The 20,111-nt window shown below is 43.2% G+C and carries 18 protein-coding genes; all 18 read right to left on the reverse strand.

The features are described 5' to 3' along the window. Window positions 1-21: 21 nt before the first annotated feature. The 18 genes from AC1EK4_RS06810 to AC1EK4_RS06895 all read right to left on the reverse strand — a co-directional run bounded on the left by AC1EK4_RS06810 (window position 22) and on the right by AC1EK4_RS06895 (window position 20,111). Entirely contained in the window at window positions 22-396 is a 375-nt protein-coding gene (locus tag AC1EK4_RS06810; RefSeq protein ID WP_036897142.1) for a hypothetical protein, read from the reverse strand. A gap of 65 nt (window positions 397-461) precedes the next feature. Beyond that, the gene (locus tag AC1EK4_RS06815) at window positions 462-1,598 is read right to left on the reverse strand and encodes an alpha/beta hydrolase (protein WP_052052832.1); all 1,137 of its coding nucleotides are present in this window, start codon (window positions 1,596-1,598) and stop codon (window positions 462-464) included. A gap of 339 nt (window positions 1,599-1,937) precedes the next feature. Beyond that, the gene (locus AC1EK4_RS06820; protein ID WP_480357553.1) at window positions 1,938-3,392 is read right to left on the reverse strand and encodes an NADH-quinone oxidoreductase subunit N; all 1,455 of its coding nucleotides are present in this window, start codon (window positions 3,390-3,392) and stop codon (window positions 1,938-1,940) included. Between the two features lie 18 nt (window positions 3,393-3,410). Beyond that, window positions 3,411-4,895 (reverse strand): complex I subunit 4 family protein, encoded by a 1,485-nt coding sequence (locus AC1EK4_RS06825; protein WP_036897147.1) that lies wholly within the window; start codon window positions 4,893-4,895, stop codon window positions 3,411-3,413. 17 nt (window positions 4,896-4,912) lie between these two features. After that, window positions 4,913-6,883, reverse strand: a complete 1,971-nt coding sequence (gene nuoL, locus AC1EK4_RS06830; RefSeq protein WP_036897148.1) for an NADH-quinone oxidoreductase subunit L — start codon at window positions 6,881-6,883, stop codon at window positions 4,913-4,915. A gap of 7 nt (window positions 6,884-6,890) precedes the next feature. Then, entirely contained in the window at window positions 6,891-7,199 is a 309-nt protein-coding gene (nuoK, locus tag AC1EK4_RS06835) for an NADH-quinone oxidoreductase subunit NuoK (protein WP_036897151.1), read from the reverse strand. After that, the gene (locus AC1EK4_RS06840) at window positions 7,196-7,717 is read right to left on the reverse strand and encodes an NADH-quinone oxidoreductase subunit J family protein (RefSeq protein ID WP_480357556.1); all 522 of its coding nucleotides are present in this window, start codon (window positions 7,715-7,717) and stop codon (window positions 7,196-7,198) included. The genes nuoK and AC1EK4_RS06840 overlap by 4 nt, the downstream gene beginning before the upstream one ends. A gap of 13 nt (window positions 7,718-7,730) precedes the next feature. Next, the gene (locus AC1EK4_RS06845) at window positions 7,731-8,267 is read right to left on the reverse strand and encodes a NuoI/complex I 23 kDa subunit family protein (protein WP_036897156.1); all 537 of its coding nucleotides are present in this window, start codon (window positions 8,265-8,267) and stop codon (window positions 7,731-7,733) included. Between the two features lie 17 nt (window positions 8,268-8,284). Further along, the gene (nuoH, locus tag AC1EK4_RS06850) at window positions 8,285-9,370 is read right to left on the reverse strand and encodes an NADH-quinone oxidoreductase subunit NuoH (RefSeq protein ID WP_036897158.1); all 1,086 of its coding nucleotides are present in this window, start codon (window positions 9,368-9,370) and stop codon (window positions 8,285-8,287) included. A 42-nt stretch (window positions 9,371-9,412) separates the two neighbouring features. After that, window positions 9,413-10,987 carry an NADH-quinone oxidoreductase subunit D gene (locus tag AC1EK4_RS06855; protein ID WP_480357558.1) on the reverse strand — a complete coding sequence of 525 codons (1,575 nt, stop codon included), beginning with the start codon at window positions 10,985-10,987 and terminating at the stop codon, window positions 9,413-9,415. A 14-nt stretch (window positions 10,988-11,001) separates the two neighbouring features. After that, window positions 11,002-11,832: an NADH-quinone oxidoreductase subunit B gene (locus tag AC1EK4_RS06860; protein ID WP_480357559.1), complete on the reverse strand. Its 831-nt coding sequence runs from the start codon at window positions 11,830-11,832 to the stop codon at window positions 11,002-11,004. Next, a complete protein-coding gene (locus tag AC1EK4_RS06865) occupies window positions 11,823-12,173 on the reverse strand; it encodes an NADH-quinone oxidoreductase subunit A (RefSeq protein ID WP_036897165.1) in 351 nt (116 codons plus the stop codon). Before AC1EK4_RS06865 ends, AC1EK4_RS06860 begins: the two co-directional genes overlap by 10 nt. Window positions 12,174-12,612: 439 nt before the next feature. Further along, window positions 12,613-13,683, reverse strand: coding sequence for a penicillin-binding transpeptidase domain-containing protein (locus AC1EK4_RS06870; protein ID WP_082721668.1), 1,071 nt, complete (start codon window positions 13,681-13,683; stop codon window positions 12,613-12,615). Window positions 13,684-13,939: 256 nt separating this feature from the next. After that, entirely contained in the window at window positions 13,940-15,118 is a 1,179-nt protein-coding gene (locus tag AC1EK4_RS06875; protein ID WP_480357562.1) for an AGE family epimerase/isomerase, read from the reverse strand. A gap of 4 nt (window positions 15,119-15,122) precedes the next feature. Next, window positions 15,123-16,523, reverse strand: a complete 1,401-nt coding sequence (locus tag AC1EK4_RS06880) for an MFS transporter (protein ID WP_480357564.1) — start codon at window positions 16,521-16,523, stop codon at window positions 15,123-15,125. 41 nt (window positions 16,524-16,564) lie between these two features. Beyond that, window positions 16,565-17,740 (reverse strand): glycoside hydrolase family 130 protein, encoded by a 1,176-nt coding sequence (locus AC1EK4_RS06885; protein ID WP_480357565.1) that lies wholly within the window; start codon window positions 17,738-17,740, stop codon window positions 16,565-16,567. A 13-nt stretch (window positions 17,741-17,753) separates the two neighbouring features. Next, window positions 17,754-18,812 (reverse strand): glycoside hydrolase family 26 protein, encoded by a 1,059-nt coding sequence (locus AC1EK4_RS06890; protein ID WP_062432868.1) that lies wholly within the window; start codon window positions 18,810-18,812, stop codon window positions 17,754-17,756. A 9-nt stretch (window positions 18,813-18,821) separates the two neighbouring features. Then, complete coding sequence (locus AC1EK4_RS06895) at window positions 18,822-20,111, reverse strand: acetylxylan esterase (RefSeq protein ID WP_480357567.1); 1,290 nt, start codon at window positions 20,109-20,111, stop codon at window positions 18,822-18,824.

The following is a 20,111-nucleotide window of genomic DNA, read 5'->3' on the forward strand; positions in this document are numbered from 1 at the left end:
ATTCTATTGTTTAATTGTTGATTATTTATTGGGTTGACTGCTTTCCCATTCCTGCCATTCTTTCATAGCTTCCTGCCAATCTGTAGCCTCGCCCAGCTCTACAGCCTGCTTGATACGAGCAGCTTCGTCACGTGCCTTATCACGAGCACGCTTCTCTTTCATGTCGGCAATGGTCTTATCGTCTAATATCTCTATTGTACCACGCCGAATAGCATCCTGCAATTCTTCCTCTCCAAAAGCTTTACCGGGCTCATTGAAGTCAGAGATATTAAACTCGAATTCCACTCTCAGATCGTGTCGAATCATCTTTTGCTTAAACCGATTACTTTCATTCTTGAGATGCAGCAGACGAGCTATTTGCTTAATTTCTTGTTGTGAGAATTTAGTTCTACCCATACATTTTTCTTTTTATAATAGCAATTCGTGTGCCAAAAGGATAATTATAGAAGTGATAACTTCAATTATCGCAAATCCAATCTCACTTGTGCCGGAAAAGCGAATCGAGGATCATTGCGCTCTTTCAGTGTTGCTTCGAGCGTCGCACGCGAACGCTTCAACTTTCCTTTAAACACTTTCTTACCACGATACAACACCGTCACCTTCTCATCCAAGTTGACCAGTTCATCGTTCAAACTCAATGTTAGCTGTTTATAATTACACTCTGTGATATTGATAACATTTCCTTCTACCGACAAGCGGATAGTTTTACCACGCAACATCTCGCGCTTGGGAATTGTTATCCAATAGAACGATGGCCGGCGCACCTCTTCTTGCTGCCACACGATTTTCTTTGGATAAGGATTACGCTGATACTGTGCCATCCAATCAACGGCAACGGTATCTACACGTTGCATCCAGTGTCCCATCCCTTTTACGATATGTGTTTCGTGGATATAACCTTCAGGATCAGCCTGCTGTAATGAGTCCATCTGCACACCACGCTGCTCATCTAACTTGTTACGATCATAAGCAGCGTCATCTGCTCCACACCATATCATAAATGGAGTATTACGCAAATTCAACAATGAAACATCACCGGGATGACCAGCCATCATCGAAGCTGCAGCCCAAGTATCGGCCATACGCGGTGCCATGCGCCACACTCCATCTCCTCCAGCCGAATATCCCATAATGTAAACCTTATCGGGATTTACGTCTTCAAAGACTATTCCCATTTGAATAAGAGCCTCATAGAATTGATCTAACATAGGTCGACACCACATATTCCACAAATTATAAGGAGCACGAGGTACTAAATACACACTGTTCTTAGGTGCATAGAGGCGTTTCTGATTCTCATACTGCTGATCATTGACAGCTGCCGGTGCCGTACCGCCACCATGCAATGAGATATACAGACTATAACCGTCTTTCGGCTTCTCACCATATATTTTCACCCAAAACGGCATTTTCAATGTGTCAATACGTACACACTTGTCATTCCATGTTTGCCGATAACGCGCACGAACATCAGCTTTCCATTGTTCCACCAACTCTTGCTTGACAGCAATAGCCTGTTCTTTAGACAACTTCTCTTCGGCATGTAGACCACCTACAAGCCAAAGACAAACAAACAATAATAAATAATTTCTTTTCATGATTCAGGGTTGTGATATTTGTACAAAGGTACTAATTTACACTTAAAACACCAATACCAACAGCTCAAACTTATCTACTGGTGAAGTCGTTAACTTATTTACTAGAGACTGCAACATTTCGGCAATCTTACTGCCAAGCCCAAACAGCATTACTGCAAGGGCCAGCCAGCAGCACTGTTACGGCTTTGCAGGCTGCAAATTGGCCTATTGATAAATTGACAAACAAACAAGCTAGGAGTTAGAAATAAGGTTTTTGCCCATTACGAGTAGTATACATAGCAAATAAAAAAGCGTTTAAGTCAGACGACCTAAACGCTTTTTAAATATGAAGAAGGAATTTTACATGGCTTTAGATGCCATATCAATCCAATCGAAGACAAATGAGCAAACGCCGAAAGCAACAATACCAAGCGTACAAAGAGCCAATGCCAACTTGGTATTGAGATTGCTTTGGAATGTTGGCAACGGTGTATCGTTGTGACGAATGAACATGGCCTTGACAATAAGCAGATAGTAGTACAACGACACTACGGTATTAATCAAAGCTATGAACAATACAATGTAAGCCCAAGTACCAACAGTAGTGTCAATACTCATACCCTTAACGGCTGCCATAAAGACAAAGAACTTACTGAACATACCCGCAAATGGAGGAATACCACCGAGCGAGAACAAAGCCAAAGTCATCAAGAAAGCCAACTTGGGGTTGGTCTTGTAAAGACCATTGTAGCTATCCATCTCTACAGTTCCGTTGTTATGCTCTTCGATAGTGCTGATGATAGTGAATACACTCATATTAGCTACCACGTAAATCAAAACATAGAAGCTGAGTGTAGCCACGCTCAATGCAGAGTTACCCACGATGGCCAGCACGATATAACCGGCCTGTGAGATAGAGCTAAACGCCATGAAACGCTTCAAATTGCTCTGACGAAGTGCAAACAAGTTGGCGATGGTAATAGACAATACCACAACTATATAGAGCAAATACTGCCAATACTCCGCCATAGGAGCAAACACTTTCATCAAGATAGCGCACAATGTAAACGCAGCAGCACCTTTACTTACGACAGAAAGATAGCCTGTAACGGTGGTTGGCGCACCCTGATAAGTGTCGGCAGTCCAAAAGTGGAAAGGCACAAGACTAATCTTAAAACCAAGTCCACTGAAGAAGAATACTAATCCCATAATGGTCAACGGAGTAGCTGTAATTCTTGTTGCTACATCGTCGAAGTACAATGTACCGACAGCACCATAGAGGAATGAGATACCATACAACATCACACCACTGGAGAAAGTTGCTGTCAGAATGAACTTAGCACCTGCTTCGGCAGAGTCGTGGCGATATTTATCAAGTGCAACAAGGCAAGCCATAGGCACTGAAGCCATCTCTAATCCAAGGAAGAACAAAAGGAAATGGTTGGCACTTACCATCATGTTCATACCCAACAATGTTGAAAGCATCAATACATAGAACTCGCCTTCTTTGAAAGATGTGTCAGGACGGCTCATCCATTCCTTTGACTGAATAAGTACAATCAATGTACCAAAGGCCAAAATAGTCTTGATAATGCCGATAGAAGCATTCGTGTAATACATGCCACCAAAAGCTGTCGTAGCTTCTGTAGGACCGATATTGAATAACAAATGAGCCAACAACAGTACACATACCAACGGATTGAACCACTTACGGTCTGTGGAACTTGCACTCCAGAAATCGGCAATAAAAGTAATAACCAAGGCTACTGTCAACGTAACCTCTGGAATCATATTTAAAAATTGACTATAATTCATCTCTTTATTAATTCTAGATTATCCGATAATGTTCTGAAGAATTGTACCCACTGCATCTGAAATGGTATTGCCGACCCAAAGTGGGAACATACCTAATCCTGCAACACAGGCAATCAAACCAATAACAGCTACACGCTCATCCCAAGAGGCATCGTGCAATTTCTCGAACTCTGGGTTGGGCACTTTCTGATAAAGAATCTTACCAACAACACGCAGAATGTAGACTGCTGTAATCACAATAGACGTACAAGCAATGATGGTGCATACGCGACGGAACATGTCAGCATTCTGGAAAGAGCCTACAAAGATGGTCATTTCGGCAACGAATCCAGAGAAACCGGGCAGACCTAAGTTGGCCAAACCGGCAATGACATAAGCCACAGAAAGGAATGGGATAACTTTCATCAAACCACCTAGGTAACGTACATCACGTGTTCCGGCACGGTGGTAAATCATACCGATAACGGCAAAGAACAATGCTGTCATCAAACCGTGGGATAACATTTGGAGAATAGCACCTGTACAAGCAGTCTGAGTCATCATCAATAGAGCGAATAATACAAGTCCACAGTGAGACACAGAAGAATATGCGTTGATATACTTCAAGTCGGTCTGTACACAAGCAGAGAGCGCACCATAGACAACAGAGCAGGTTGTGAGAATCAAGAATATCCATGATAACTCCTGAGCAGCCTCAGGTAGCAAGTACATAGCAATACGGAAACATCCGTAACCACCAAGTTTCATCAACACACCGGCGTGCAACATAGATACAGCTGAAGGCGCACTGGCGTGACCGTCGGGGCTCCATGTGTGGAATGGGAACATGGCTCCAAGCACTCCAAAGCCGATAAAAATGAATGGGAAGAATACTTTCTGAACCTCAACAGGGATATTGTGCAGAGCTGCTATCTGAGTTACCTCCATGGTTGTTGCACCACTAAAGTAATAAATACCGAGGATACCGATAATCAACAAAGCCGAACCACCCATCAACATCAGAGTAAGCTTCATGGCAGCATACTCCTTTGGACCTGTTCCCCACACACCAATCAAGAGGTACATAGGAATCAAGGCCACCTCATAGAACATGAACATGGTGAACATATCGGTAGAGATGAAGAAGCCAAACACACCGATACTCAACAGAGTAAACCACAGGAAATACTCTTTCATCATGGGTTGCATACGCCAAGAAGCAAATGTTCCGGTCCAAACAATGATGGCACTCAAGAGTATCATCACTACGGAGATTCCATCAACACCCACACTATAAGCTATATTCAAAGGCTTAAACCAAGGGATACTAGCCGTAAAGAGCATCGCATCGGTATTGCCTGCATGACGCATCTGAACAAAAGTAACAGTAAGCCAAACCGCTAATACAAGAATAGCTGACGCACCTGCTACCATCACACCACGTACTTGATTATCATTGCGGGCAATCCAAAGACCCAACAACATCAGTACGGGAATAACTACGAATAAAGTTAATATACTCATCTTTCTATCTTTTCAAATTAAAGAATGCAAAGTAAGATCAACGTAAGCGCTACACTACCCGTCAAGAACCAAATAGCATACTGGCGTACATCGCCACTCTGCCACGGACGAATAGTCTCTCCAGCCTCTTGAGCACCCCAAGCCATGAAGTTGAATGTACCATCAATGACTTGACGGTCGAACCAAGCAATAGGTTTAGAGATACAGTTGAAGATGACTTTATGGGTAACAAACTGCCAAGCATCATCTATATAGAAACGATTGAGAGCTGCCTTATGGAGTGTAGGCAACTTCTTAGCCAGCATATCTGCCAAAGGTTGCTTCTTAGGAGCATACATATAAGTAGCCAAACCAATTCCTAGCAATGCAACAACAATGCTTGTAGCTGCCACCTGCATATTGATATGGATGTCATAACTCTCTCCTGTAGCTGACACGAAATGCCCAAATGGAATCAAACCGGCTACACATGAAACCACTGCAAGGAATACCAATGGAATCCACATAACCGCCGGAACCTCCTGAGGACGGCGACGATGTTCGGGATCTAGTTCATAATAGCTCTGTCCCCAGAATATAACATAGTATAAACGGAACATATAGAACGCAGTCATACCGGCTACCAACGTCATAAAGTAGCCCATCCAAGGACTGAATTGCATACAAGCCGTAATGATTTCATCCTTAGAGAAGAAGCCGGCAAATGGTGGAATACCGCTGATAGCCAAGCATCCAATCAAGAAACAAGCATTTGTAATAGGCATATACTTGTGCAAACCTCCCATATACTCTTTGAAGTTGCTGCCAATAATCACAATGATAGCACCTGAACAAAGGAAGAGTAACGCCTTAAACATGGCATGAGTAAACAAGTGGAACATACCGGCCATATAACCCAAGCCACCTTCATGGTTGTCCAAAGCTGTACAAACACCTAAAGCTACAAGCATATAAGCAATCTGGGAAATCGTAGAGAAAGCCAAACCACGCTTAATATCCCGTTGGCAACATGCAACAGCTGCAGCATAGAATGCTGTAAAAGCTGCGATATATGCTATCCAATGAAGTTGCTCTATAGCCCCAAACTGAACGTAAATGGGGAACATACTTGCAACTTGATAGACACCGGCAACCACCATGGTAGCTGCATGAATCAACGCAGATACAGGAGTTGGACCCTCCATAGCATCCGGAAGCCAAATATGTAATGGGAACATGGCACTCTTACCGGCACCACCGATAAACATCAAGAACAAAGCCCAAGGCAATACCCAACTATACTCTACGGCTACCTGAGATAACTTTGAACCTAATTCGGGATTAGCATGAAGGTCGTAATTGAATGTTCCAACATAGTAACTGAAGAACAAGATACCGATAAGGAAGAACAAATCGGCAAAACGTGTTACAATAAATGCTTTCTTACTAGCGTGCACTGCCTCGTGTTTGGGATAGTAGAAACCAATCAAAAGGTAAGAACATACACCCACCAACTCCCAGAACATATACATCTGGAAGATGTTTGTAGCTACTACCAACCCCAACATAGACATGGTAAAGAGGCTCAAATAGGCATAGAAACGTTGGAAACCTTTCTCGTAACCTTCCTTTTCGTAATGCTCATCTCTTTCTGCCATGTAGCCGAAAGAGTAGATATGAACCATAAAACTGACTGTAGTAATCACTATCAACATCATCACACTGATTGGCGACAAGCGGAAACCAATGTTAAAAGTCAATAGTTCTGTAAACTTCAACCAAGTCAAATTAAAGACGGTTACAGTAGGATAAAGACCTGTAGCAGCCTCGCGACCTACCGCGAAGAAGTATTCGTATGCCGTAAAACAAGACATAGCAAACACCAAGCCCATCATACAGGTACCTATCAAACCGGCAACCTTCTCTTTCATCTTCATTCCCGCAAGTCCAAGAAGCAAGAAGCTTAGGAATGGGAGAAGAAGTATTAAAAATGAATAACTATATTCCATTGTCTTTTTAGAATTTCATATTTTCAATACTGTTCACCTGATCACTCTTGTAATTACGGTAAACATTGATGATTATTGCCAAAGCAACGGCTGACTCAGCAGCACTCACACCGATGGAAAACAGCGTAAAGAAAAAGCCTTCCAACTGTCCGGGGAACAAGATACGATTGAATACTGCGAAGTTAATATCCACCGCATTCAGTACCAACTCGACGGAAATGAGCATAGCAACCAAGTTGCGACGGGTAACAAAACCAAATACTCCAATGAAGAACAACAATGTGCTCAAGATAAAATAAGCCGATACGGGTATCATTTGTTTTCCTCCTTTCGTGCTATCATAATTCCACCAATAATACAAGCCAGCAAGAACACAGAGATAAACTCAAATGGTAATACATATTGGAACTTATCTGCTCCAAGCAAACTATTACCAATCTGTGCCATTGGAACTTCAGTATCTGCTACTTGAGTAGCTGCATTAATAAACTCATTCTTGAGAAGAATCACTGCTACAGTAGCCAAACCGATGAGCGAAACCAATACTCCACTCAGCACACGGCTACCTTTAAAACGTTCTACCAAGCCTTGCAGGGCCTGCTTCGATACCAACTGGATAGCGAAGATATACATCATCGTGATACCACCGGCATAGATAGAAATCTGCGCAGCACCCAAGAATGTATAGTCAAGCAGGAAATATATGCCTGCAACACCGAACAACACGAACAACAGGAAAGTAGCAGCTCGCATAATTCTTTTTGTCATTACACACATCACAGCTGAGCAAATGATGACTACAGCTAGGATGCAAAATACAACTAAATTTGCCATATTCGTTACTAACCTATTTTGTTTTAGTATTGAACTTACCTATTTCGAATGGAGCACCACCATCAATCAATTGAGGCAGACTGCCACCCTTATATACTTCTTTATCTAGATGCAACACGAGTTTATCACGGTCGAAAACACTGTTTTCAAAGTCATTGGTAAACTCGATAGCATCAAAATTACAAGCATTGACGCAAAGCTCGCAGAACATACAGTCTCCAAGATCGTACTGATAGTCTATCAATTGACGCTTCTTTCTACCGGTTTCCTCATTGGTCACCATTTCAGAAGTGATCTTAATAGTATCATTCGGACAAGCTTTCTCACACATCAAGCAAGCAACACACTTATAAGCTTGATTCTCATCGCGCTTAAACACCAAGCGACCACGATGGCGTGGGCTCACGTGCAGTGTCGTCTTGCGGTTCTCAGGATACTGCTCTGTCGTCTTAGGAATAAAGTATTCTTTCAAAGTTACCCTCAAACCGGTAACCAAAGTCTTTAATCCATCGGCAATACCCCAGAAATATGATTTTTCATTATTTGCCATTTCTATACCTTATTTATTTAACCTACCAAGCCAAATGCTACACATAAAGTCATTAATACGAGATTGAGCAATGACAATGGCATGAGATATTTCCATTCAAGCTTCAATATTTGGTCGACACGCAGACGTGGGAATGTCCAACGAATCCACATCAATAGCCATACGACTACGAATGTCTTACCGAAGAACCACACGAATCCGGGAATCAAATTCATCAAATTATCGAAACCTTCAATGCCGATATTCAGGGGTGCCCAACCGCCTAAGAAGACTGTTGCAGCAACACCTGAGATAACAAACAGATTCAAATATTCTGCCAAATAGTAGAAACCAAATCCCATACCTGAATACTCAGTATGATAACCGGCAGTCAACTCGCTCTCAGCCTCAGCCAAGTCGAACGGGCCACGGTTTGCTTCCGCATTGCCGGCAATCAAGAATACCAAGAAAGCAATGATGGCTGGGATATGTCCTTTGATGATAAGCCAGTTCCAAGGACCTGTCTGTTCTGCCACAATACCGCTGATTTGCATCGTTCCGGTAAGTGCAACTGCTGCTATCAAGCATAGTCCTAACGATATTTCATAGGAAATCATCTGAACAGCTCCACGCATAGCAGAGACTACAGAGTACTTATTATTACTACCCCAACCGGCTATAAAGATACCCAACACGCCTATTGAAGAAACGGCGGTAAGCAAGAATATGCCGACATTGAAGTCAAGAATGACTGCACCATTATTCCAAGGGAGGAACGAGAAAGTCGTCACCGAAGCAATAATAACGAGGAACGGAGCTATGCAATAAAGAAGCTTATCAGCCTTATCAATGATGAAAATTTCCTTTATCAACATCTTCACAACGTCAGCAAATACTTGGAATATACCCCACGGACCTACACGAACCGGCCCGATACGGCATTGGAAGTATGCACAAACCTTGCGTTCCATAAATATAAGTATAATGGCAATGACGGCATATGCTGTCAATATCAACACACCGACGATCACACATTCTATCAATATAGACAAGAAATCTCCTAGACCAAGAGTCTGGCGGAGAAGATTGTCAAACCATGTTGTAACTATACTAAAATCAAACATAATTATTCGTTGTTTTTATTCTATCATTCTTTGAAATTAGTATTATCTGTCCAAATCGGGAATAACGAAGTCGACAGCAGCACCCGTTGCCACGAGATCGGCTATCTTCTGCCCCTTCAACATCTTGTCGAAAGCGCCTACAATATTCAATCCCATCGGACGCATCTTCACTCTATACGGACTTTTATCGCCACGGCTATCAAGATAAACACCGAATTCGCCGGCTCCACCTTCAACAGAGAAGAACCATTGACCTTCCGGAACCTTGATTACCGGCTTTTGTTTGATATAGTATTCTCCCTCAGGTATGTTGTCTATCAACTGTTCGATGATGTCCAAACTCTGATAGAGTTCTTGAATATGAATCATATATCGATCCATAGAGTCGCCATTAGTAGCAACGATATCGTTCCACTTCACCTTGTCATACAAAGCATATGGATGGTTCTTACGCACATCGTTGTGCCAGCCCGAAGCTCTACCGGCAGGACCCGTCACACCATAATTAATACAATTAGGCATATCCATAACGCCCACACCTTCCAAACGTTGATGTGTAATCACATTATCCCCGAATACGTCAAGATACTCTTGAATCATCGGACGGAGATACTTACACAACTTCTTCGTATTCTCAACGAAGTTCGGATCGATATCGGCTTGTAATCCACCTATTCTATAATAGTTCTGTATCAGGCGTCCACCAGTGGTCTCTTCCATCACATTAAGCACCTGTTCACGGTCGCGCATACAATAAAGGAATGCTGTCAACGCACTCAAGTCTTGTGCACATGTACCGAGGAACAACAAGTGGTTATCGATACGCTGCAACTCGTCCATGATGGTACGGATGTACAGTATACGGTCGCTCAATTCTATACCCATAGCTTCTTCTATCACGCCAACCAAGGCATGACGATGATGCATAGCACACAGATAGTTAAGACGATCGGTTAATGCAAGTGTTTGTGGATAGGTCATATCCTCCATCATCTTCTCAATACCACGATGGATATATCCCAAATGTGGATAAACATGCTTGATAGTCTCACCATCTACGACCGTCTGCAAACGAAGCACACCATGCGTAGAAGGGTGGTTAGGACCAAAGTTCATCACGAAATCGTTCTCATCAAAAAGACGATGCTTGGTCTCAACCAATTCACCATTGGCATTTAAATTCCATTCTGAAGTCCAGTCAGATTCAGGCTCGTCGGTCATAGGGAACTGGTTAGCATCCGGACTCATATCAAAATCCTTACGGAGAGGATACCCTTGGAAATCGTTGCGCAAGAAAAGGCGACGCATATCCGGATGTCCCAAGAACTTGATACCAAGGAAATCGAAGACCTCACGCTCCAACAAATCGCTGCTGGCCCATACATGATAGAGCGAAGGAATGACATACTCCTCACCCACTTGCTTTGCCAACTGCTTTACACTGATGCGTTCATGACTCTCTGTATTCTCCAAAATATAGATACAGCCAAGTCCTCCTTCGCCTCCAAAATCTTCACCTATGATTGTAACGAGGTAATCGAAATGTTTTTCATCTTTCAGTTTCGTCATCTCCGCAAGGAAACTATCGAAGCCTAATTCTTTATTTTCTAATTTCATATTGCTCGCTTACCTTATTTATTATTAGTTTCAGTAGAAGGCGACTCAGTTGCAGGAGCTGCGGGAGTAGCAGGAGTTACAGGGATATTTTCTGCCTTTACAGCATTCTGCTCCAATGTATCAAGTTCCTTGCCTAATTCTTCTATTTTCTCCTGAGCAGGCGTTTCCGTCACAATGATAGGACGATTGTTGCCCAACTTGTCGGCACTGAAATTCTCATTACTCAAACCACGAAGTCCACCAAGCTTCAAACTCTCAGCTTTCTCTTCGCTGTTCATCTTGTGGTTAGCACCACCAAAGAATTTCTCTACTTTAATCTTACGCTGCAACTGCATCATGCCATAGATGATAGCTTCGGGACGTGGAGGGCAACCGGGGATGTATACATCCACTGGCACCAGCTCGTCTATACCGCGAACCACACTATAGCTCTTCTTAAACGGACCACCACTGATGGTACATCCCCCCACAGCTACCACATACTTAGGTTCTGCCATCTCGTCATAAAGACGCTTGAACACCGGAGCCATCTTGTTGGTAATCGTTCCGGCACACATGATTAGGTCGGCTTGACGGGGCGAGTTACGTGTAACCTCCCATCCGAAACGAGCCATATCGTAACGAGAACAACCGATAGACATGAACTCGATACCACAGCAAGAGGTACCAAAGGTTAACGACCAAGGTGAGTTTGAGCGTCCCCAGTTGATGGCTGCGTCGAGCGAACCCAACACTACGTTGGCTCCACCTTCGTTCAGTTCTTCAGCAATACGCTCTAGTGAGTCATTGTCCTTAAAGTCATCGTAAGGAAAACTCTTGATAGATGCTCTTTTTCTTACTTCCATTCCAACGCTCCTTTCCGCCAAGCATAAGCCAAGCCAAATACTAGTACTACAAGGAAGAAGCCGATGCTAACAAGAGCCATCGGTCCAAACTGTTTTACAACAACTGCCCAAGGATATAGGAACACGGTCTCAATGTCGAACACCAAGAAAAGGATTGCAAAGAGATAGTACCCAATATGGTTTGGCAACCACGACGACCCACGGGTCGGAATACCACACTCAAATGCTTCACCTTTGACCGGATTGTACGAACGCGGACCGATAAGCTTGGCTATGACGTATGCTGCCACCACCAAAACTACAGCCGTTATCAAAACGGTAACAAATAAAGTAAAATACATAAAGAATTTATAACGTTATTATATGATGCTTCCAAAGCGAGCCCAAAGGTACTAAGTTTTAGCCTACAATTACGCTATATTAACACAAAAAATCATAAATTCAAACAAAAAGTCATGTCGAGATAGCAAAAAAGAGGGGTTAGATACCTAGTCTTAATGAACACGTCGAGCGCTTCATAGCTTCCATTTCAGCCCCAAATCTAGGCTCCTTACCAACTTGTTTGCACGTTTATCATCAAACTGCAAAGCCTAGGCAACATTGCTGTCTAGCCCATGCAGTAATGCTGAAAAGCCTATACAGCAATGCTGCGAAACCGGTGCAGTAATTTAGTTAACAAGTAAACAGGTTGACAAGTAGACAAGAACATCTAGAAGTTAACAAGTAAACGAGTAGACAAGTGGGCAAAGATGGGAGATAATATAGAAATACTAAACACAATTATTTGCCCATATACTTCTTGATCATGGCTGAAGCTATGGGCACAGCGACGTCTGCTCCCATCCCTCCATGCTCTATAAACACACAGATTGCAATCTTAGGCTGAGTCGCAGGAGCAAAGCCTATGAATACCGAATGGTCTTCACCAGCATTCTCTACCGTCCCCGTCTTACCGCAAATGGCATACGCTTTGGTGTTCATACTTTTACAGGTACCATGCATCACGGCCATTCTCATACCCGTAATCACAGTCCGATAAGCTGCCTGTGTAGCCATGGTTACATGTGGAGTATAATATTTTACAGGGTCAGCCTTCACCGAACTGCGATGTAGGTAAGGCGTGAAATAATGGCCTCGATTAGCTATAGTCACCGCCAAATTGCAAAGTTGGAGAGGTGTAACAAGTATAAGTCCCTGCCCCATACCGAAATATAGCACTTGACGTTCGTTCCATTTCTTGCCATAGCGTTTCGTTAAGAATTCGGCATTAGGTATCAACCCACCGGCTTCTCCATGTACATCGACTCCTAATGTATGCCCCAACCCATAGCTTTGCATGTAATCATTCCATACATCCACGGCTCGTCCATAAGTCTCATAGCGTATCGTATCAGCCACCATATCCATAAACGATTCGCAAAACCATGTGTTACAAGAATGAGACAAAGCATCTACAAGATTGAGTGAAGGACTATGAGGATGGCAACCTACGTGTGTTCCCTGCTTCCAAAAGCCTTTCTTGCAAGGATAAGTAGTTTGAGGAGTCACCTCTTCTTCCGACAATAGCGTCAGTGCTTGGGCAGTCTTGATAGTCGACCCCGGTGAATATATGCCCGTGATGGCGCGGTTGATCTTACTGGAATCCAAAGAATTACTAACCAATGCCAAGATTTCTCCTGTTTCAGGACGAATAGCTACAATGCTTCCTTGCTTCCCTTCCAAGAGTTGATGTCCCAATTCTTGAAGTGCAGGTATAGTGGTTAAGTCGCTTGTTTTCGTATGCTCGGTTTCAGCCTTTACCATAATGGTCACTAACAATAGTAAAGACAATGTCAAGATAACTCTCTTCATGACTGCAAAATTAGCCAAAACAAAGGTAATGGCAAAGGCTTCAAACAAAAAAGCTCTCACTTTTGGTGAGAGTCGTGTGTAGTTTTGTTTTTAGAAATCTGTCATTTAATCTTTCAAGAGTTGTCAGTAGGTCGCCTCCAACTAGCTATATAGGCGACCACTAGCCAACTCTATTACTGTTAATTTGTTTCTAGTAGTTCCTTCATCCTCCCGGATTCAAGAAATAAGCAATCTAATATTTACCATGAGTTACTATCTACATGCGCTCCATTAATTCCAAGCACATGCGACTATTGTGGTATGGACACTTCCATAACCCTATCTTATCATCCTCTAAATTCAAAGTTCCATCATCTAGCATCGCCCAATGCCATTCGCCAATCTTCCAGTCTATGAGGTTCTTTTGAACGTATGCCCAACATCTCACAGCCACACCTAGCGCCTCTTCATCACCAAAATGTTGGTATAGATTCACATGACCGACGATGTTTTCGCACTGAACCCACCATTGGCGTTGCCTGTCTTCACGGCCGGAATCTAGCCAACGTTCGTACAACATACTACCATCGGCCTGCAAACCTTCATCGGCTGCATCGGCAATACGACGAACCAAGGGGGCAATAGTGCGCAACAAAGCTTTATCTCCCAAAACAAGTGCAGACTCATGAAGTAACCATGCAGCCTCAATGTCATGACCAAAGCTTTGAATATTGCGCTCGCTCTCCCACTCATCATTAAAAAACAAGTCAAGATGCCAAGTCTTATGATTGAGTATTCTGTCTGTAAATATGGTCAGCAAATTGCGAATACGCTGCTCCAATCCGGCATCTTTCCATACCCGATAGAGATTCGTATAAGGTTCTATGATGTGGAGATGCGTGTTCATCGTACGACTTCCATTCTCGTCTTTATCACTCAATCGCATATCGGCAATGGGTTCCCATTCACGCGTCAAAGCCTCGATATAACCATTATTCTTGCTATCGAAAGCATGATTTTCTATGTCATGATACAACAGAATAGCCATATCAAGTGCCAGTCGATCGCCGGTAGCACGTGCATATTCGCTCAATCCATAGATGGCAAAGCCTATAGCGTAAGTCTGTTTCTTTGTATCTACCGGTTCACCATTGCAATCCACACACCAATATACGCCTCCGTATTCTTTATCCACGAAGTGCTCTAGCAAGTAATCCTTAGCATGCATGGCAGCCTTTAAGTATTCCGGCTTCTGCAAGACACGGTAAGCTGCACTGAAAGCCCATAAGATTCGAGCATGCAAAACAGCTCCCTTATCGGCATCGGCATGCAAAACATCGTGCCCATCTATTCTGCCATAAAAACCTCCACGTTCTTGATCGACAGCCTTATCAAGCCAATATTGGAGAATATTATGCTCCAAGACTTCTTGCATGATTTGCTTAAATCCATTCATAACTCTAGTCTTCTATACGGCGCACAGCCTTCAATCGTGTATTAATATCTTCAATCTTCTCCGTCGTCAAAGGGTAGAAGTAAACCACAACGAGTGATACCAATGCCACGCCGGCAGGGATAAAACTCATCAAATAACGCAGACAGGTGAGCGCAACTTCAGGTTGTGTCACGCTACCTTGGGCTAGAATAGCCGGATCTGTGATATATCCAAAGCCACCCAATAGCCATAATGCAGCCGAACCACCGATGGCTCCACCAAACTTTTGAGCCATAGAGCTACTACTAAAGATAAGTCCTGTCGAAGCTGTTTTGAACTTCAACTCAGCATAATCACTTACATCGGCATACATACTCCATACTAATGGACTCATCACGCCGGTAAGAATAGAAATCAATACTTGGAATATCAGCATCCACCAATAACCTGTCGGACTACAAGGAATAAAGAAAAAGGTGATGCTCAAAACTATCAATAGCATATCTACCAAGATGAAAGTAGTCTTCTTCCCGATACAATTAGCAATAGGAACAGTAATAGATACCCCCAGCATATTAGACACTTCACCCACTCCAAGGAACAATCCTCCATAAAAAGCCAACTGTATAGTGAAGAACAACAAGACAGCTTGATCACCTATAATATCCTTAAAGAAGTAGGCAACCGTAGACCCACGCACCGTATTAAACAGGTTAAAGCAGAGCGCAGCACCTATCAACAGCCACCAAGGCTTATTGTGTAGCAACGATTTTATATCCGAACCAATACTCACATTAGACACCGTCTTCAAATGTTCACGCGTGATTGCAAAGCAAAGCAAGAACAAAATAAAACATGCAACGGCAATCGAAACCATAGCCCAGAACCATCCTTGCGTGCTATCATAGCCACCGAAGAGGCGTGTCAGAGGCTCCCATGCAAACAAAGCAATAAAAGAACCGCCATAAGCAAAGAACATTCTGAAGCTGGAAAACACCGTTTTCTCGTTTGAATCATCAGTCAATACGCCCAACATAGCGCCATAAGGAACATTGATTGCAGTATAGACTGTCATCATCAAAATATAGGTAACGTAAGCCCAAATAAGCTTTGCAGCATAGTCCCAATCTGGAGTAGTGAACAGCAAGATGCCCGATATAGAGAACAGTGGGGCTACCCATAACAGATAAGGACGGTACTTTCCCCATCGCGTATTGGTGCGGTCGGCGATAATTCCCATCATAGGATCGGAGACAGCATCCCATATTCGAGTGACCAACATCAAGGTTGCAGCATCTGCCAAACGCAATCCGAAGATATTACTATAAAAAAACGGGAGATAATAGGAGAATATCTTCCAAAACATACTGGAAGACATATCTCCAAAACCATAACCAACCTTCTCTATCAACTTGCTCTTTGCCATTGTATCAAATATTATCTAAAGTTCATCCAAAAGTACTACTTTTACTTCGATGTACCCAAGTTTTGATTCTTTTCTATCAACTTTTTAATGGTCTCTACGCTATGTGTAGTGGTAAAACCATCCTCTGGCGTGTGCATACAATAATCTATCAACTTGTCGATAGTAGACACTGCCACATGCATACGAGTATCTGAAGAGGCATAATAGATATAGACCGTGCCATCAGGGTCGGCTATCCAACCATTAGAGAACACCACATTCATCACATCACCAATATATTCCTCACCTTGCGGAACAAGGAAATAACCACCCGGTTGTGCGATAACACGTGTTGGTTCATCCAGTGCTGTCATGTACATATAGAGCACATAGCGAAGTCCACTAGCACATCCACGCACGCCATGAGCCAAATGCAACCATCCTTGTGGGGTCTTTATAGGATGCGGTCCTTCTCCATTCTTCACCTCCATGATGGTGTGATAGTGTCTCAAATTGATGATTTTCTCTTCTTTGATTTCCGCATGAGTAATGTCATCTACCAATGCCCAACCGATACCACCGCCTGAACCGGCATCTATAAAACCATCTTGCGGACGTGTATAAAAAGCATATTTGCCATCAACAAATTCCGGATGAAGCACCACATTACGCTGTTGACTCTTTGTTTTCAAATCAGGCAAGCGATCCCAATGGATGAGATCTTTGGTTCGACCAATCGCTGCTGTAGCGGTAGCAGCACTCAAATCGTTCGGACAAGTATCGTCGTGACGTTCAGCACAAAACACTCCATACACCCAACCATCCTCATGTTGTGTGAGTCTCATGTCGTATATGTTCGTCGCCGGAACCAAATCATCGGGCATCGTAACAGGAGTTGGCCAAAACTTAAAGTTGTCTATACCGTTCGGACTCTCTGCAATAGCGAAGAAGCTCTTACGGTCTGCACCCTCAACGCGAACCATCAACACGTATTTTCCATTCCATTTAATAGCACCACTGTTCATGGTTGCATTCATCATAATGCGTTGCATCAAATAAGGATTGGTCTGTTCGTCGAAATCATATCGCCACTCCAAAGGAGTATGTTCAGCTGTCAAGACTGGATATTTATATCTTGTATAAATGCCATTCCCCCACTCTTCCGGCACATTCGGGCGCTTCAAAAGTTCTTGATGATGCTGTTTCAAAAGCTCTACTTTCTCCTTAGAATTCTTCATTACGTATGTGTTTTTATTTAATATCGTTTACAAACAAGGTCTTCTTCAGCTTATAAAAGGCCTTAAAATCATTCTCTGTGGCATGGCCGGGGCTAGTCATATAGCACTCTTTGGCATTATCCCACGCATTACGCCAAAAAAGTACATAGCTAATAGGATAATCTTTGATAGCCGGCCACAATGTTTGGGAAAACCAATCAGCGTAAGGTAGCCCTTGACAACCTGTCTCTGTGAATGCAATAAGCTTATTCTCTTGCTTCCCAAGGGCTGCCAATTCATCTAGACATTGCTTCACCGACAGCTGATACTTGGCGTTGTCTTTATCAAATTCATAGATATCAATACCCAACAAATCCACATATTGATCACCGGGATAATATTTCATGAAATCATCGTAACCTACATTTGGAGAATAAGCCCATACGAGATTGTCACATCCCATGCTTACCAACCGCCTGTAAAGCACTCGATAAAGCTGCTGGTATTCCTCCGGTGTGCAGCTATTACTGCCCCACCAAAACCATCCACCCGACATTTCATGGAACGGACGGAATATTACCGGGACTAAATTTCCTCCCTTATCTTTCAGTGATAGGATAAAATTACCAACCTTATCAACCCACTCCCTCATCTTAGCACGATGTGTACCATGAGGCAAAGAAGCTTTCACCGCATCGCCACTAGGATCCCATGCCGTCTTTTCGGTCACAGGATTATCAGGATGCCAACTCAATGTTACAATACCACCTCTGGCATGTTGGGCTATGATTTCCTCTCTCATCCGGTCGAAAGACACTCCATCCAAGTTTTCTTTTCGCCCTAATTCCAATTTACCTAAGTCGAATCCCATCACAGCTGGATAGTCTCCACAGACATCTTTCACATCAGAACGTCCTGTATCCCACTTCCATGTACGTCCATATACAGGGTCGTCTTGATGTCCAATCATAATCCCTTTCTTCTGAATCTTCTTCAATCGAAAGATTAATTTCTCTGCCGGAGTATTGCTCCCTAAGGCTATTGTACTCATAAACATCATGCCCCAAAACAGTGATAGATGGATAAATTTCATACTAACAAGTTATTTTTTCAATAAATGTGCAATCAACCAACCCTGCCATTCGTCCCATTGCTCTTGGTACCAAAAGTGACCAGTCTGTTGATATACGCTCAATTCCTTTTCTGCTTGAATGGTGTTATAAAGACCATAAGATGATGTCGGCGGAACAACCTCGTCGTTGTAACCGAACGAATACCATCCCGGAACCTGAATACGACGGGCAAAGTTCACACCATCATAATATCTTGCACCCTCCAATTTCTTCTTATCTACACCTTTATTATGATAGAAGTAATGTGGCCAACCGCCTGCCACACCGTGCAGTTCGGCCTCATAATCGCACATAGCATCGTGTACCGCAGCCAAGAAAGTAACACGCTTATCCAGCGCAGCCACCGCCAACGACAGGAAACCACCTTGACTTGCCCCCGTTACTCCAAGTGTCTTACCATCCCAAGCTGCCAACGAAGCAATATAATCTACAGCTCTGACAGCCCCCGTTACCACTCGCTTATAGTAATTTTGATTCGGTTCGTCCAAGTTTACAGACCAATAATTATTCAAAGCTCCTTGCAAAAGACGGTCGTAAACTTCTTGTTTCATTGTCACAGGAATACCATGTACACCGATTTCCAGCACAATACATTTACCCGGAGCTGTATAGGTGTCACCACCATAAGGACGGACACCGGCTCCTGGTACGCGCAACAGAGCAGGGTATTTACCATCGGCTACCGGCACAGATAGGATACCATACATTCTACTTTGAGAAGAATTATTGGTAAAGCTCACCTCGTATACATTCATATCTTTGGTACACCGCTCAGGCAGCAACACTTTTGTAGGATTCAAATCGTTCTTCCTAACATCGGCCAAAGCATTGCTCCAGAACTTATCAAAGTCTACAGGACATTGCGCATAAGGCTTCACCTGCTCAGGCGAAAAGGCTGCCGTGCACAATCCAGTGTATTGTTTACCGGCTATCGTAGCCATGGCCTTCACACGATAGAAACCGGGCTGCGTCATCGTTCCGCTCACACGAGTTGTTCCGTTCTTCAAGGTTACAGTCCGTTTCACCGTCGGATACATGTCAGGTCCAGCTTCTAAGTCTACCTTCACATCATCCATCAAGGTACTAGATTTCAATACTTGTACAGTAAATACCGCTTTTTCGCCAACACGATAGTTCCAATCTTGATGGTCAGGTTGTACCATCACAACGATATTGTTGCCTCTAATCTGTGCCTGCATAGGCACAAAACCTAGCAAACACAGTGTAAGAAGACTTATTATTTTGTAGTAGCTTGTCAT

Source organism: Prevotella sp. C0026C3, assembly GCF_056590795.1.